Annotated in this window: 7 protein-coding genes; all 7 read left to right on the forward strand. The window is 55.0% G+C overall.

The genetic code is table 11. The features are described from left to right. Nucleotides 1-440: 440 nt before the first annotated feature. The 7 genes from V2P20_RS16825 (at nucleotide 441) to V2P20_RS16855 (ending at nucleotide 15,743) form a co-directional block, all read left to right on the forward strand. Nucleotides 441-9,164, forward strand: coding sequence for a glucoamylase family protein (locus tag V2P20_RS16825; protein WP_331820320.1), 8,724 nt, complete (start codon nucleotides 441-443; stop codon nucleotides 9,162-9,164). Nucleotides 9,165-9,350: 186 nt separating this feature from the next. After that, on the forward strand, nucleotides 9,351-9,833 hold the full coding sequence (locus tag V2P20_RS16830; protein WP_331820322.1) for a low molecular weight protein-tyrosine-phosphatase: 483 nt from the start codon (nucleotides 9,351-9,353) through the stop codon (nucleotides 9,831-9,833). 46 nt (nucleotides 9,834-9,879) lie between these two features. Continuing rightward, nucleotides 9,880-10,599 carry a dienelactone hydrolase family protein gene (locus tag V2P20_RS16835; RefSeq protein WP_331820324.1) on the forward strand — a complete coding sequence of 240 codons (720 nt, stop codon included), beginning with the start codon at nucleotides 9,880-9,882 and terminating at the stop codon, nucleotides 10,597-10,599. Nucleotides 10,600-10,678: 79 nt separating this feature from the next. Beyond that, on the forward strand, nucleotides 10,679-11,788 hold the full coding sequence (locus V2P20_RS16840) for an ISAs1 family transposase (protein ID WP_331820326.1): 1,110 nt from the start codon (nucleotides 10,679-10,681) through the stop codon (nucleotides 11,786-11,788). 120 nt (nucleotides 11,789-11,908) lie between these two features. Further along, the gene (locus V2P20_RS16845) at nucleotides 11,909-13,072 is read left to right on the forward strand and encodes a J domain-containing protein (RefSeq protein WP_331820328.1); all 1,164 of its coding nucleotides are present in this window, start codon (nucleotides 11,909-11,911) and stop codon (nucleotides 13,070-13,072) included. A gap of 321 nt (nucleotides 13,073-13,393) precedes the next feature. Further along, nucleotides 13,394-15,061 (forward strand): multicopper oxidase domain-containing protein, encoded by a 1,668-nt coding sequence (locus V2P20_RS16850; RefSeq protein WP_331820330.1) that lies wholly within the window; start codon nucleotides 13,394-13,396, stop codon nucleotides 15,059-15,061. Between the two features lies 1 nt (nucleotide 15,062). Continuing rightward, on the forward strand, nucleotides 15,063-15,743 hold the full coding sequence (locus V2P20_RS16855; RefSeq protein WP_331820332.1) for a cupredoxin domain-containing protein: 681 nt from the start codon (nucleotides 15,063-15,065) through the stop codon (nucleotides 15,741-15,743). The last annotated feature ends 211 nt before the right edge of the window (nucleotides 15,744-15,954 follow it).

Here is a 15,954-nt window from a genome sequence, read left to right on the forward strand (position 1 = left end):
TTTTAATGAGCTGGAGAAAACAACAGGATTAATGAGTCTAAAATTTGATTAAAACGATCAATATACTTGCCAAGGACACTTGAGAAGAGAAATTTAGAATCAACTTTGCTATTTCTCGGCTGATGACAAGATTTATCAGATTTGTTCCGTATGGATTAATCAGTGGTTTTTATTAAATGTTCGCTTTTATGTCTTTAAAATTAATCCGGAATTTTTCTATTTGAGCATTGAATGAAAAGTCCGGGCCATTAATTTAGGCTTGAGTTCAGGAAAAGCTCTATTAAACAGTTCATGCTTCCTTACAGCCCGTTGCACAGGAATTAGTCAGCTTTCTTGCCTGACCGATAGGTAATGCCGGTATCGGGATAGTACGAGTCAGTTTCTAAAGGAGCGGAATTACAGACCAATCAGTGTCGAACTCGAGCAAGGAGAATAGCATAGTGTTCAAAGAGTTTGGGTTTTCTACACTTGAGCGGCACAACCATCAGGATGGCAGAGATACTGAGCTATTGCGCTCGGAACTGTTCAGCGTCGAGCAATTGAAGCGGTATGCGGTCGCGCTGGCCGGCCAGCATCGAATCAATCCAAGGCCCGGGCCGGACCGTTTGCTGCCGCGGTTGGCCGATAATGAACAGGTTCTGCTGGCAGCCTATGATGTGGTCTCAGCGGCAGTCAATGAGGAGCAGCACATTTCCTCGGCTGAGGCTTGGCTGCTCGATAATTTTTATTTGATCGAGCAGCAGATTCATCTGGCACGCCGACATCTCCCCCGCAAATACAGTCGGGAACTGCCACAACTGGCCATCGGTCAGTCAGCCGGTTTCCCTCGTATTTACGAGTTGGCTCTGGAACTGATTTCACATCAGGACGGCAGGGTCGACAGCGAAAACGCGACCCATTTCATCGCCGCCTACCAGAGTGTCGAGCCATTGAAGCTGGGCGAATTATGGGCATTTCCGATCATGCTGCGTCTGGCTTTACTGGAGAATCTTCGCCGGGTTGGATCGCGCATAGCGCGCGGGCGCGAGGAGTACAATACGGCGGTCATGTGGGCTGATCGCATGCTGGACATGGCCGAAAAGGACCCCAAACAGCTCGCGCAATTACTCGCCGAGTTTGCGGCTGCTGATGTGCCATTAACGGCGGCGTTTGTGGAAGAATTCAATGCAAGGCTCCAGAGTCAGGGCACGGCATTGGCCTTCGTGCAGACCTGGATCGACAACCAGCTGCTCGAACAGGGTGTCAATTCGACGCAGTTAATCCAGGACGCCAGCCACACGGCGGCAGCCAACCAGATCTCCATCGCCAACAGCATTGGCAGTTTGCGGTTTATCAGTTCTATGGATTGGCGGGATTTTGTCGAAGCGCATAGCGCCGTGGAGCAAATCCTGCGAAAAGATCCGACCGGCATGCACAGCAGGCAGAATTTCGCCACGCGTGACCTGTATCGGCACATCATTGAAAAAATAGCGAAGGGCAGCGTGCACAGTGAATCAGACGTGGCCCTCGAAGCGGTTGCGTTCGCGCAGGCTGCTGCCGAGCGCTCGACGGCCGCTGACCGTTCCGCGCATGTCGGTTTTTATCTGATCGACAAAGGCCGGTACCCTTTGGAGCGCAAGGTCGACTATCACATGACCTGGATGGTTCGCGCCGTCCGTGCCTTGCGGCGGTTTCGGCTGAGTATTTATATCGGCGCCATTCTGTTGCTTACCGCCGTAACGACGTCGATTGTACTGATGTCGTTGGATGGCATAGATCCGGGTAACTGGCAGTTCTGGTTCTTTGCCATCTGCAGCATGATCGGGGGCATGGCGCTGGCCGTGCCGCTGGTCAATCAGTTCGCGATGATGATCGTTCCGCCTCGCATGCCGCCGCGGTTGGACTTCTCAAGGGGCATCCCGCCCGAGTATCGTACAATGGTGGCGGTTCCGACTTTGCTGAGCAAGCCGCAGGATGTGGACGATCTTGTTGAAGCCATGGAGATCCGCTATCTCGGCAACCGGGATCCCAATCTGTTCTTTGCGTTGTTGACCGATTTCAGCGACGCGCCCGAACAGACGCAGCCAGGCGATGAAGAACTGCTGACGCTGGCGCGCACAGCCGTTGAGGCGCTCAATGCAACATACCGGAACGACAGACCGTGTATTTTTTATTTGTTTCATCGGCCGCGGGTATGGAATCCGCATGAACGCGTCTGGATGGGTTACGAGCGCAAGCGCGGCAAGCTGGAACAATTCAACGCAGTGCTGAGAGGCGATGGCGAAGCCGCCTTTTCGGAACTGGTCGGCGATCCGTCCATTCTCCCTTCGATCAAATATGTCATTACCCTGGACACCGATACGCAACTGCCGCGAGACGCGGCGCATAGGCTGGTCGGAAATATTGCCCATCCTCTTAACCGGCCGATTTACGACCCTGTGAAGCGGCGCATAACGGACGGCTATGCCATCCTGCAGCCGCGCGCGTCGATCAGCCTGTTCAGTGCGAGCCAGTCAAGGTTTACGCGCCTGTTCGCGGGTGAAGCCGGCATTGATCCTTATACCCGTGAAGTATCGGATGTCTATCAGGATATTTTCGGCGAAGGCTCGTTTATCGGCAAAGGCATTTATGACGTTGATGCCTTTCGCATGACTCTGGAAGGGCGTTTTCCTGAAAATCTCATTCTCAGCCATGATCTTTTGGAAAGCGGGCATGCGCGATCCGGTCTGGTGAGCGATGTCGATCTGATCGAGGAACATCCGGCCAGTTATGCGATGGAAGCCAGCAGAAGGCACCGCTGGATACGCGGCGATTGGCAGCTGATCAGCTGGCTGCTGCCGAAGGTGCCGGGGCCGGACGGCGAGCGGCAGCCGAACCCGCTTGCACCTTTATCGATCTGGAAAATTTTCGATAATCTAAGGCGCAGCCTGGTGCCGCCGGCTTTGCTTGCCCTGCTGGCGGGCGGGTGGCTGCTCGGTCCCATGCCTGCATGGTTCTGGACATTGCTGGTGATTGTTATCCTGTTTTTTCAGCCACTGCTGGAGGCCGGGATTGAACTGATCCGCAAACCGGGAGATCGCGAGTGGCTGGAGCATTTCATTCTGGTCAATAAATCCGCTACACGCTCGGTATTGCTCGCAGCGCTGGCTCTGGTGCTTTTGCCTTATGACGCAATGATTTGCCTGGATGCCATTCTGTCTTCGGCGGGGCGCATGCTGTTTACCCGGCGCGGATTGCTGCTATGGCACACGGACTCCTATGTGCGCCGCAATACCCGCAGAACGCTAGTCGACTTTTTCCTGGAAATGTGGATAGCGCCGGTTATGGCCTCGGGATTGGCCGTAGCGCTGATATTCGCCTGGGACGGCAGCCGCTGGACAGAATGGCTGCTTACGGCGCCTGTGCTGTTGATTTGGCTGGTATCGCCGGTCATAGGCTGGTGGATCAGTAAACCATTGGCGCCGCCAGCCGCTGATTTAACGGCTGACGAGCGGATTTTCCTGCGCTCGCTGGCCCGGCGGACCTGGCGGTATTTCGCGCAATTTGTCGCGCCGCTCGATAACTGGCTGCCGCCCGACAATTTCCAGGAATATCCGGATCCGGTCATTGCCTCGCGCACGTCGCCCACGAACATGGGCATGGCATTGGCGGCCAACTTGGCGGCCTATGATTTCGGCTATATTTCAGCCGGCGAGCTGTTGTACCGTACCGGGAACACCGTGGCGACCATGGAAAAGCTGGAGCGCTACCAGCACGGCAAAGGCTGCAATTACAAATGCGGCCATTTTTACAACTGGTACGATACGCGCACGCTGCAACCGCTGCACCCGCAGTATGTATCGTCAGTCGACAGCGGCAATCTGGTCGGCAGTTTATTGACGCTGCAAACGGGACTGGCCGAGCTGAAATCCCAGCCGGTGTTATCCGCCAATGCCTTTCAAGGGCTGGAAGATACGTTTCAGGTGCTGCTGGCTGAATACGATCGTCTGCCGTCAGCACAGGCGCTGACCAGTCCCATTCAAACGCTGCAGCATTTATTGGCTGCGCGCAAGCCGGATAGCGAAATTCAGACCTTGGTCGAGGCAGATGCTCAGCTGGAAAAAATACAGCACGCCGCAGCAGAACTATTTGCCGCGTTGTCGGATGATACCGAAAGCGAACTCCATTATTGGGCGCAAGCGCTGGACCATCAGGTCAGCTCGTTGCGGGAGGACCTTAATACTTTAGTGCCCGATCTGCGGCATTTCAGCGTCATCCCGACTCTGCAGGAATTGGCCGAAACAGGCGGGGCAGATGCTGAGTCTGCAGCAGGAATGCATCATAAGCTGGCGAAGGAGCGCATCAGATTCATCGACGAACTGATCGAGCGCTGCCGCCGATTGGCCGATATGGATTTCAAATTTCTCTATGACACCAAGGCGGATCTGCTGGCCATAGGCTACGATGTCGGCGAGCGGCGTCGCGATCCGGCCTGTTACGATCTGCTGGCTTCGGAAGCGCGCCTGGTCAGTTTTCTGCTGATCGCGCAGGGGCAGCTGCCGCAGACGCACTGGTTCACGCTCGGCCGCTTGCTGACCAGCCAGGGCAGCGACGTCAGCCTGATTTCCTGGAGCGGCTCGATGTTCGAATATCTGATGCCGCAGCTGATCATGCCCAGTTACCAGAACACGCTGCTGGAGCAGACTTGCCGGGCCGCCGTATCGCGGCAGATAGAATACGGCCGGCAGCGCAACGTGCCATGGGGCATTTCCGAGTCGTGCTACAACCTGACCGATATGCATCAGACTTATCAGTACCGCGCGTTCGGCGTGCCCGGATTGGGCTTCAAACGCGGCCTGGGCGACGATCTGGTCATCGCGCCCTATGCTACGGCGCTGGCGTTGACCGTCATGCCCCAATCGGCCTGCCGTAATCTGCAGACACTGGTGGCCAACGGTTTTCTCGGCCGCTACGGGCTTTATGAGGCCATCGATTATACGCCGGCGCGCGTCATGCGCGGCAAGAACTGCGCGATCGTGCGCAATTTCATGGCGCATCATCAGGGCATGAGCCTTCTGGCGTTTGAGCATGTGCTGCTGGACCGGCCGATGCAGCGCCGGTTTATGTCGGACCCGCTGGTTCGGGCGACCGATTTGCTGCTGCAGGAGAGAGTGCCTAAGAAAGGCTATACCCTGCATCCGCATGCGGCTGAAGTCAGCGCTGCCGCGCGTCCGCCCGTCGCCGAGGAAGGCGAGATCCTGCGCGTGTTCATCGATCCCAATACGCCCATACCCGAAGTCCATCTGTTATCGAACGGCCGCTACCATGTCATGGCGACTCAGGCCGGCGGCGGCTACAGCCGCTGGCACGATCTGGCCGTTACGCGCTGGCGTGAAGACACCACGGCCGACAACTGGGGGGCATTCATTTATCTGCGCGATCTCGATACGCGCGAGTACTGGTCCAGCGCCTACCATCCAACCCTGCGCAAAGCTGACCATTATGAATCGATTTTCGTGCAGTCGCGCGCCGAATACCGCCGCCGGGACCGGAACATTGAAGCGCATACCGAAATCAGCGTTTCGCCCGAGGACGATGTCGAGATCCGCCGCGTGACGCTGACTAATTTGTCTCTCCAGATGCGCCGTATCGAAGTCACCAGTTATGCCGAGGTCGTGCTGGCGCCGCTGAATGCCGATCTGGCGCATCGCGTCTTCAGCAACCTGTTCGTACAAACCGAAATCCTGCCCGAACGGCAAGCGATACTCTGCACGCGCCGCCGCCGCACGCCGGAGGAGCATACGCCCTGGATGTTCCATCTGATTATGGTTTCGAAAGGCGCTATTGCTGAAGAGCCGTCTTATGAGACTGATCGCGCCCAGTTTATCGGCAGGGGACGAACGGCCGCCAACCCTGCCGTATTCGAGGACAGTGATCAGCCATCAGCGTTATCCAATACCGACGGTCCGGTGCTTGATCCAATCGTCGCGATTCGGCAGACTTTGCTGATAGAGCCCGATGAGTCAGCGACCGTGCAGATCATTACCGGCGCGGCCGATACGCGCGAGGCGGTCCTTGAGTTGATTGGCAAGTATCGCGACCGGCATTTTATCGAGCGGGCTTTTGAGATGGCCTGGTTTCACAGCCAGGAGGTACTGCGCCATCTTAACGCCAGTGAAGCCGATGCACAGATTTTCGGCCGGCTGGCCACCTCGGTGATCTATAGCAATGCCTTGCGCCGCGCGCCGCCCAGTGTTATTGCGCGCAATCAGCTGGGTCAGCCGGGGCTCTGGCCGTTTGCCGTTTCCGGCGACTGGCCCATCGTGCTGGTACGCATAGGCGATGTCAGCCGCATCGATCTGGTCAGACAGATGCTGCAAGCGCATGCCTACTGGCGCGTGAAAGGCCTGGCTACGGATCTGGTGATTCTGAACGAGGATTTCTCGGGCTATCGCGCCGTGCTGCATGATCAGATCATGGGGCTGATCAATATTATAAGCAATGAAGCCCAGATGCTTGACAAGCCCGGCGGAGTTTTCGTGCGGCGCGCCGAAGACCTGACTGAAGAGGATAGGGTCCTGTTTCAGACCGTTGCCCGCGTCGTGCTGACCGATACCGCCGGGACATTAGCCGAACAGGTGGAGCAGCGCGTCGCGGCGGAGCGTGTCGCGGAACGCAGAAAACGCTGGCGCCAGGGCTCGATACAGCGCCGCATGCTGACCGAGCATTTTCCGGAAGCGCTGGTGCCTGTACGGCAACCGGCAGCCGAGATCATCACTCCCTTGCCGGCGCGCGAACGCATTTTTTTCAACGGGCTGGGCGGGTTCACGCCGGACGGGCGCGAGTATGTCATTACCCTGGAGCCGGGGCAGAATACGCCGGCGCCGTGGGCCAACGTCATCGCAAGCCCTTATATCGGCACCGTCGTCAGCGAGAGCGGCGGCGCCTATACTTGGGTGGAGAATGCCCACGAGTTCCGCCTGACGCCGTTTCACAACGATCCGCTCAGCGATATCAGCGGTGAAGCCTTCTACGTTCGCGATGAAGAAACCGGCGAGTTCTGGTCGCCGACGCCGCTGCCGGCGCGCGGCCGGTCCGGTTATGTTTGCCGGCATGGTTTCGGTTACAGCACATTCGAGCACTTCGAAGCGGGCATTTATTCCGAGCTGACGACTTATGTGGCGATGGATGAGCCGGTGAAATTTGTCGTCGTCAAGCTGCGCAATGACTCCGGCCGCCCCCGTCACTTGTCGCTGACAGGTTATTGGGAACTGGTCATGGGCGAATGGCGGCACGCCAACCAGATGCATATTGTCACTGAAACGGATCATCACAGCGGGGCGCTGTTTGCGCGCAATGCCTATGGCCGCGAAAGCGCGCATCGGGTCGTATTTGTGCAGATCAGCGAGCTCATGCATACGGTAACCGGCAACCGCGCGGAATTCATCGGCCGCAACGGCTCGCTGGCCAGACCGGCGGCGCTGTACCGCACGCATTTGTCGGGCAAGATCGGGGCGGGCCTGGATCCCTGCGCCGCCATGCAGACCCCTATCGGGCTGGAGAACGGACAGGAGCGTGAGATCGTGTTCGTGATCGGCGCCAGCCACGATACCGAAGGCGCCCAGCGTCTGATCCGGCGGTTCGGCGAGCCAATCAGTGCTCGGCAAGCGCTGGAGGCCGTCTGGGCTCACTGGAACCGGACGCTGGGAGCGGTCTATGTCGAGACGCCCGACCGCGCGTTCGATGTGATGGCCAACGGCTGGCTGATCTATCAGACCCTGTCCTGCCGGGTCTGGGGGCGCAGCGGTTATTACCAGTCAGGCGGCGCTTACGGTTTCCGCGATCAGTTGCAGGATACGATGGCGCTGATCCATGCAGCGCCGCGGCTGGCGCGCGAGCAGCTGCTCCGCTGCGCCGGCCGCCAGTTCATCCAGGGCGACGTGCAGCACTGGTGGCATCCGCCGGGCGGGCAGGGCGTGCGCACACACTTTTCCGATGATTATTTATGGTTGCCCTATGCGACGTGCCGCTATGTCACCGCGACCGGCGATACCGGCGTGCTCGACGAGTTCGTGCACTTTCTGGAAGGCAGAGAGCTGGGGCCGGAAGAAGAGGCTTATTACGATCAGCCGCTGCAATCGTCCGAAGGCGCCAGTCTTTACGAGCATTGTGTGCGCGCCATCAAGTATGGCTTGCGCTTCGGTGATCATGATCTGCCGCTGATCGGCTGCGGCGACTGGAATGACGGCATGAACCTGATCGGACGCGAAGGCAAGGGCGAAAGCGTCTGGCTGGCCTGGTTCCTGTATGACAATCTCAGGCTTTTTGCCGAGCTGGCTCGAAGCCGGGGCGACGAGGGCTTTGCCGAAATTTGCCGGGAGCGGGCAGGGCAACTGCTTCTCAACATTGAAGCCAATGCCTGGGATGGCGGCTGGTACCGTCGCGCCTATTTTGACGACGGTACGCCGCTGGGCTCGGCCGGCAATGACGAATGCCAGATCGACTCGATCAGCCAGAGCTGGGCCATTATTTCGGGCGGCGGCAATCCGGAGCGCGCCCGCCAGGCCATGGAGGCGGTTGATGAACGGCTGGTAAGGCGGGACGCGCAGATCGTCCAGCTGCTGACGCCGCCTTTTGACAAGTCCGACCTCGAGCCTGGCTATATCAAGGGCTATGTGCCCGGCGTCCGCGAGAACGGCGGGCAATACACGCACGCCGCCATCTGGACCGCAATGGCCTTCGCCATGATGGGCGACAAGCAACGGGCCTGGGAACTGTTTACCATGCTCAATCCCATTAATCGCACCGGTCAGGCGCAACAGAGAGAACTCTACAAGGTCGAGCCGTACGTCATAGCGGCCGACATTTACGGCGCACCGCCGCATACCGGCCGCGGCGGCTGGACTTGGTACACCGGCGCCGCCGGATGGCTGTATCGGCTATCGGTGGAAACCCTGCTAGGCCTGCAGCTGAAAGTTGACAAGCTGCACATCACTCCGTGCATGCCCGACCATTGGCCGTCGTACAAGATTCACTATCGATACCGCGACACGCTATACCGCATCACCATCAAACGCATCGGCGAAAAGCCGGAGCGGGTGATTCGGGTTCTGATCGACGGCGCTGAGTCTGAAGAGCCGGGCGCCATATCGTTGATCGACGATCGGAAGCCGCATGATGTCGATGTGGAGTTGGGTCGGCGTTAGGCCTCAACAGCGGCCGGATTCCGGCAAGTTTGATCATTCCTTCGAATAAGGCTTTTTATGGCCGGCGGTTGTGGATTGACCGGCTTTATCTTCGCGCTCTGCAAGATTTCAGCTATTAGTTTGGCCGTATCTTCCCCGAATAGTACGTAATATAATATTCAGTTGATTTTTTTAACCGGTAAAACTATGAAGAAAATAAGAGTTCTCTTTGTCTGCATGGGCAATATCTGTCGTTCGCCGACTGCTGAAGGCGTTTTTGCAAAACTGCTGAAGGAGCGTGATCTGGAACGGCATTTTCTGATCGATTCCGCCGGCACGCATGCTTATCATGTCGGCGAAGCGCCTGACTTGCGCGCACAAAGAGCGGCCCGCGGTCGCGGCGTGGAATTGGCTCATTTACGGGGCAGAAAAGTCGTGATGGGCGATTTCGAGGATTTCGATTTTCTGCTGGCTATGGACGACGACAATTATTCGATATTGCTCAACGCCTGCCCCGAACAATATAAAGATAAAATCAGATATTTTCTGGAATACGCGCCGCATCTGGGAACGCGCGAAGTGCCGGATCCCTACTATGGCGGGGACTATGGTTTTGAGCGGGTGCTGGATATGGTGGAAGACGCGTCGGAAGGCTTTCTGAAGAGTCTTCGGGAAGCGGGACATCTGTAGCCACATCAGCACATAATAACAACTCATTGAATAGGACGACAGTACGATGGCAATCATATCGAATACCGTAGGTTACATGGATGGCGATGTACAGCTGGAAGCATTTTTCGCTTTTGACGATTCTGTGTCAGGCCGTCGCCCGGCGGTTTTAATCAATCACACCTGGGCCGGCAGGGATGAGTTTGTTGCCGAGAAAGCGCGCAAGCTCGCCGGATTGGGTTATGTCGGCTTTGCCGTTGATATGTACGGCAAGGGGATTTTAGGCTCCGGGCCTGAGGAAAACGCCAGACTGATGCAGCCTCTCATGGAAGATCGGGCTATGCTGCAAAGGCGCATGCAGGCCGCTTTGTATGCCGTCAAGCTGCTGCCCTGGGTTGACGACACTAAAATAGCGGCGATCGGCTTTTGCTTCGGCGGCCTGTGCGTGCTGGATCTGGCCAGAACCGGCGCCGACATAAACGGCGTGGTCAGCTTTCATGGTCTGCTGAGCGCGCCGGGCAATACCCAGGGCAATGCCATCAAGGCCAAGGTGCTCGCGCTGCACGGCCATGCCGACCCATTGGCTCCGCCCGAGCAGGTGCTGGCGTTTGAGCAGGAAATGACCGCGGCCGGCGCGGACTGGCAACTGCATGCCTATGGTCATACCATGCATGCGTTCACCAATCCGGTCGCCAACAATCCTGATTCCGGCATGGTTTATCAACCCGTTGCCGACCGGCGCTCCTGGCAGGCGATGCAAAATTTTTTGGCAGAGTTGTTCCTTTAACTAATAGCCGCAGGGCAAGCGCATATAAATTGTCATAAAAATCAGAGATACTGAGCATTTTGGAGAGCAAACAGTGGCCTTGAGTTTACAGGAAGTTTTTTCAACGCTGGAAGACCCACGGGTCGAACGACATAAACGGCATAAGCTGCTCGACATCCTCATTCTGACGATTTGCGCGGTGATCAGTGGAGCGGAAGGCTGGGAAGCGATTGAACAGTTTGGCAAAGATAAAGAGGCTTGGCTGCGCCAATGGCTCGAGTTGGAGAACGGCATTCCATCGCATGACTGTATAGCGCGAGTCATTGCGCGTCTTGAGCCGGCGAAACTGAGCGAGTGCTTTATTGCCTGGGTGCAGGAGGTGGCCGAGCTGACGGCGGGCGAAGTCGTGGCGATTGATGGCAAGACGGCCCGGCGCTCTTACGACCGTCAGGGCAAACGGGGAGCTATCCACATGGTCAGCGCGTGGGCAAGCCAAGCCGGGCTTTCTCTCGGTCAAATCAAAACCGAAGAAAAGTCGAACGAGATTACGGCGATACCGATGTTACTTGAGCTACTGGAGCTGAAAGGTTGTATTGTCACGATTGATGCCATGGGCTGCCAAACCGACATTGCCGCCCACATCGTTAGCCAACAAGCCGATTACGTGTTGGCGGTGAAGGCTAACCAGAAGCGGCTACATGAAGCGGTCAGCGATTATTTTGATGTGGCTGTCGCGTCTGGCAATCCGACCTTGTGTCAGTTGCAGTGCCATGAGGAGACCACAGCGGGGCATGGACGCATTGAGACGCGGCGTTGTTACTTGTCGACTTGCCTGGACACGCTGCCCGATGCCGACCGTTGGCAAGGCTTGGCCGGCATCGGCCTGGTTGAAAGTGAACGCTGCATCAACGGCGAAGTGAGCATTGAGCGGCGGCACTACCTCTGTTCTTTAACCGATGTGAAGGCGTTCGCCCACGCGGCACGGGCGCATTGGGGCGTGGAAAATGGCTTGCATTGGGTGCTGGACGTGACGTTTAGAGAGGATGACTCGCGCATCCGCACCGGTTATGCCCCAGAAAATTTTAATATTGTCCGGCAGCTGGCCATTAACCTGTTGAAAAATGAACCCTCCCAATTGAGTATCAAACGCAAGCGGTTTCGAGCGGCATTAAATGATCAATTTAGGGAGCAGGTCATTTTTTCTTCTTGAGATTTATATGCGCTTGCCCTGGCCGGATATATTAGGAGAAGGATCAGTCGAATTATTTTGGTAAAATGGTACTCATAAACGCCTCCAGACTCTTATCCGCTCAACCACGAAATTTAAACCATGACTCAATCCAAACGCAAAATCGTCAGAATTGCCCCCAAAGCAGACGGAAAAACAACCTTATCCACGGCCCAAAAACAATTCAATAGCCTGACTAAAAAAATTGACCGTCAAAAAAAGCTGTTGCTCGAGTGGAAAGAAGCCATCCCTTTGTATCATCAAATAGTTGAGCAGGAATACGACCCCGCTGTAGAGATCTTGTACAACCAGAAATTTGAGTGGGCCAAGTTGTTGGATCAGTCTTATGACAAGCCGCTATTCAAAAAAACCGACAAGTTGAAAATTAGGCACCTTATTTGCGAGACATGTGAGCAATTAATTCCCGAGTTGAACAAGGATGAACTGAAAGCCTTGTTCAACAAATATAGCGATGAAGATTACGATACCATCAACCAGGAGGCTGAAGCCGCTGTCGGCGAACTCATGAAAAGCATCGCGGAAGGCTTGTTTAATGTGGATTTTGGAGATGACGTCGATGTAAGTTCGCCGGAAAAGTTGCACGCCCACTTGCAGGAAAAGCTGCAAGCGCAGGCAGAAGCTCAAATAAAAGAGCAATCGGACGCTCCCGTTAAACAGCGTAAAAAAACCAAAAAACAATTGGAAAAAGAAGCGCGCCAACGAGAGGAAGAGGCTCAGGCAAGCAAGTCGGTCCAGGAAGTTTACCGTAAATTAGTCGCCACATTGCATCCCGACCGCGAGCCGGATGAGCAGGAGCGGGCTCGCAAAACAGAATTAATGCAACGCGTCAATACCGCTTACGGCAAAAAAGACTTATTGCAGCTACTGGAATTGCAATTGGAAATTGAGCAGATCGATCCTGCGCATTTGAGCCAAATGGCCGACAGTCGTCTGAAACATTTCAATAAGATATTGAGAGAGCAGTCGTCTGAGCTGGATCAGGAAATTCATCAAATTGAAGAGATGTTCAAGTTGCAATCAAATCTGCCTTTCTATGCGTATCTAACTCCCAGGCAATTGATTACATCGCTGAAACGCGATCTTAAGTCAGTTCAGGCAGATATAGACGGTGTGCGGAAAGAGCTCGAGACTTTTCAAAATCCTGCTGAACTTAAAGCATGGCTAAAAAGCTATAAAATTCCCAAAAAATCAGATCTGGATGATTTTGATGATTTATTTTATGGCGGCATGCCGTTCGATTTTTAGGTAAACCTGGCCTCATGGCTGAGAATCGGGACGAAGCCATGCAGGCGAAACCCTCGAAACAGTTATTGCCATTCCTCAACTTGGCTATTTCATCAAGAAAAACATGAAGTATACGAAATTTTTTAAATTCATGATTTTGCAAGAGAAGTGATAATACCGGTTTTTCTTCGTGGACTCATGCGGTTTCATGAAAGTCACGGCTGAGGCTGCCCCGGATGAGGCGTTTGCCTTAATATTATGATGAACTAATGCTTCCTAGTCGGAAAATTTTCGGTATAGTGGCGCGTTTAGTTATGAATCTTGCGGTACAGTTGTCTAAAAATGCAGAATAAATACTTACGTTTATTAAGTCTTCTCCTGATAGTTCTCCTGATTCCCCTGGCATATTGGTTAAGGCCCGGCAAGTTCGAAGAAGCCGATCTCAATCCGCCGCCCACGCGCCCGAAGATGGCTTCCAAGCAGTTAGGTTTCGAAAAGCCCTGCAAGGACGAGCATCCCGAATGGCGCCAGGCCCAGACTATTGACGGCGTCGAGATTGCCGAATCGCTAGCGTGCAACCCTGATAATCCCTATGATATCGCCGCTTTCGTCAAGGGCGTCAATAACGTTTCGATGCCTACCCTGATGAGCACGCATCTGTCCGAAGACGCGCTGACCAAAACGGACGACCTGGACGGCGACGGCGACCCCGATGTGATCCGCATCAAGCTGGAAGTCATCGAGCTTAACGGCAGATCGCCCGACGGCGATTTCCTGATTCCCAGCTATGATGTGTTGCCGGGCGTGCAGCCGGGGCTGTGGGTGTTCGCACCCAAGACCAGCGATATGGCTGTGAAGAATTACGGTTCCAACCAGGCCAATTATTTCCTGCGCGCGCCGTCGCCGGTGATTCGTATCGAGCAGGGCGATCAGGTCTATATCACACTGGAAAACACGCATTATTTCCCGCACACAATTCATTTTCACGGCGTTGACCACCCTTGGAAAACAGCGGACGGCGGCGAAAATGACGGCGATGCGCACGGCGGCGCTATGGCCGTTTTCCCGGGCGACAGCCATACTTATGAAATGAAGCCGCGGACGACCGGTACCATGCTTTATCACTGCCATGTACAGACCGACAAACACGTCATGATGGGCATGGCCGGCATGTTCATCGTAGAGGAAAACCGCCCGAACAACTGGGTGCAGACCTTCAATATCGGCGGAGGGCATGTGCGGCATCTGTCGGTCGGCGTCAAAGAGGAATACAGCCAGGAATATGATCTGCATTATCAATCCGTCGACAAGCGGTTGGCGAAAATCATTCAGGAAGCCAACGATCCGCGTCTGATCGAGAAAAAAATGAACCGCGAATACAACATGACCGAATCGCATGAAAACTATTTCCTGCTGAACGGCCATGCCTTCCCGTATACGTTGCGCGACGACCTGATCGTTGCAAGGCCTAATGAAAAGATCAAATTGCGCGTCGCCAACGCCCAGAATTCGGCTATGGCGCTGCATTTCCACGGCCATAAGGCCACGGTCACGCATTATGATGGCATCAAGCAGCCTGAAGCCGCGCAAGTCATTCGCGATGTGGTCGATCTTGCTTCGGCGCAGCGCGTGGACATCAAGCTGGACACGACCAATGACGGTCTCCATAACGATGGCGAGGGCGTCTGGATGTTCCACGATCATGTCGAGACCGGCGCGACCAATGACGGCGTGGAGCCGGGGGGCAATATCTCTCTGGTCGTGTACCGCGATTTTATCGATGAGCACGGCATGCCGAAACTGCACGAGGGTGCGTTTGATGAGTTCTTTACCAGCGCTTATTACGCGCGCGAAAAACCCATGTGGGCTACAGACGAATTTGCGCAGTTGCTGGGCGAAGCAGGGCCTCTGGCCCCGAATTACCTGAAAATCATAGCCTTCGGTTTGACGGTCGGACTGCTGTTCGCACTGGTGTTCTATCTCGTTCGCAGCTTTAAAATGGAGCGGTAAAATGAATTTCGTTAAGCATCTTATTTTGTTAATGGCCATGGCCGGCGTTCAGTCTGCTGTGGCGGCCATGAACCATAACGGCATGATGATGGACGAAACCGGCATGATCATGAACAGCAATACCGACAATGTGCCGCGCGACTGTAAAAAAATCGCCGGCGACGTCAACATTACGGTTCGTGCCGGCCATAAACAGGCCAAAAAATTCAATGGCATCATGTACGCGTTTGACCAGCAGCAATGGGAGGTTCCGCCCTGTTCGCGTATTAACGTCACGTTTATCAACGAGGACAAGATCCGGCATCAGTTCATGATCCACGATCTGCCGGGCTATATTTACCCGCAAGGCATGTTCACGATGGAAATCTACGGGCCGGGCCAGAAGACAGCCTCTATTATCGTGCCCAGCCAGCGTAAAACCTATCTGGTGCACTGCGAAGTGCCTCAGCACATGGAAAAAGGCATGAAGGCCCAACTGAAAGTGGACGGCGGCGACGGCGATCTGCCCAGCATTCCGGGCATATCGGCGGCCGTAAATGCAGATTCTTATTCGGTAGACTGGGACAAAAGCGCCTGGGGAGTTTTATTGGTTTCGTTTTTTGCCGGGGCGGCAGTGCTTTTGTTGCTGAACAGGATCAAGCGTAACCCTGAGCGGGAGATTGAAGAAGACATCGGAAGTTAAAAAAGAAAGACCACCAGAAATTGTGGGGGGTTGGTGGGAGGTGGTCTTTTTAAAGTAGAGACAAAATTGTCGAGAAGCATGGGAGCTATTGCTAATCGACGGGATTCATACTAACAAACGGCCCATGAGATGTTTATTCGTACAAATACCTATGCAGAGCAATTGCGCGATCCTGCTTCATCAGGTTGGTGCTAAAAATATCTAAAAATTC

This window comes from Methylobacter sp. Wu1 (assembly GCF_036553575.1).
GTDB lineage: Bacteria > Pseudomonadota > Gammaproteobacteria > Methylococcales > Methylomonadaceae > Methylobacter.

Coding starts and splice junctions, on each gene's coding strand:
- V2P20_RS16830 (WP_331820322.1), top strand. CDS start 9,351: ATGAAGAAAATAAGAGTTCTCTTTGTCTGCATGGGCAATATCTGTCGT.
- V2P20_RS16835 (WP_331820324.1), top strand. CDS start 9,880: ATGGCAATCATATCGAATACCGTAGGTTACATGGATGGCGATGTACAG.
- V2P20_RS16845 (WP_331820328.1), top strand. CDS start 11,909: ATGACTCAATCCAAACGCAAAATCGTCAGAATTGCCCCCAAAGCAGAC.
- V2P20_RS16850 (WP_331820330.1), top strand. CDS start 13,394: ATGCAGAATAAATACTTACGTTTATTAAGTCTTCTCCTGATAGTTCTC.
- V2P20_RS16855 (WP_331820332.1), top strand. CDS start 15,063: ATGAATTTCGTTAAGCATCTTATTTTGTTAATGGCCATGGCCGGCGTT.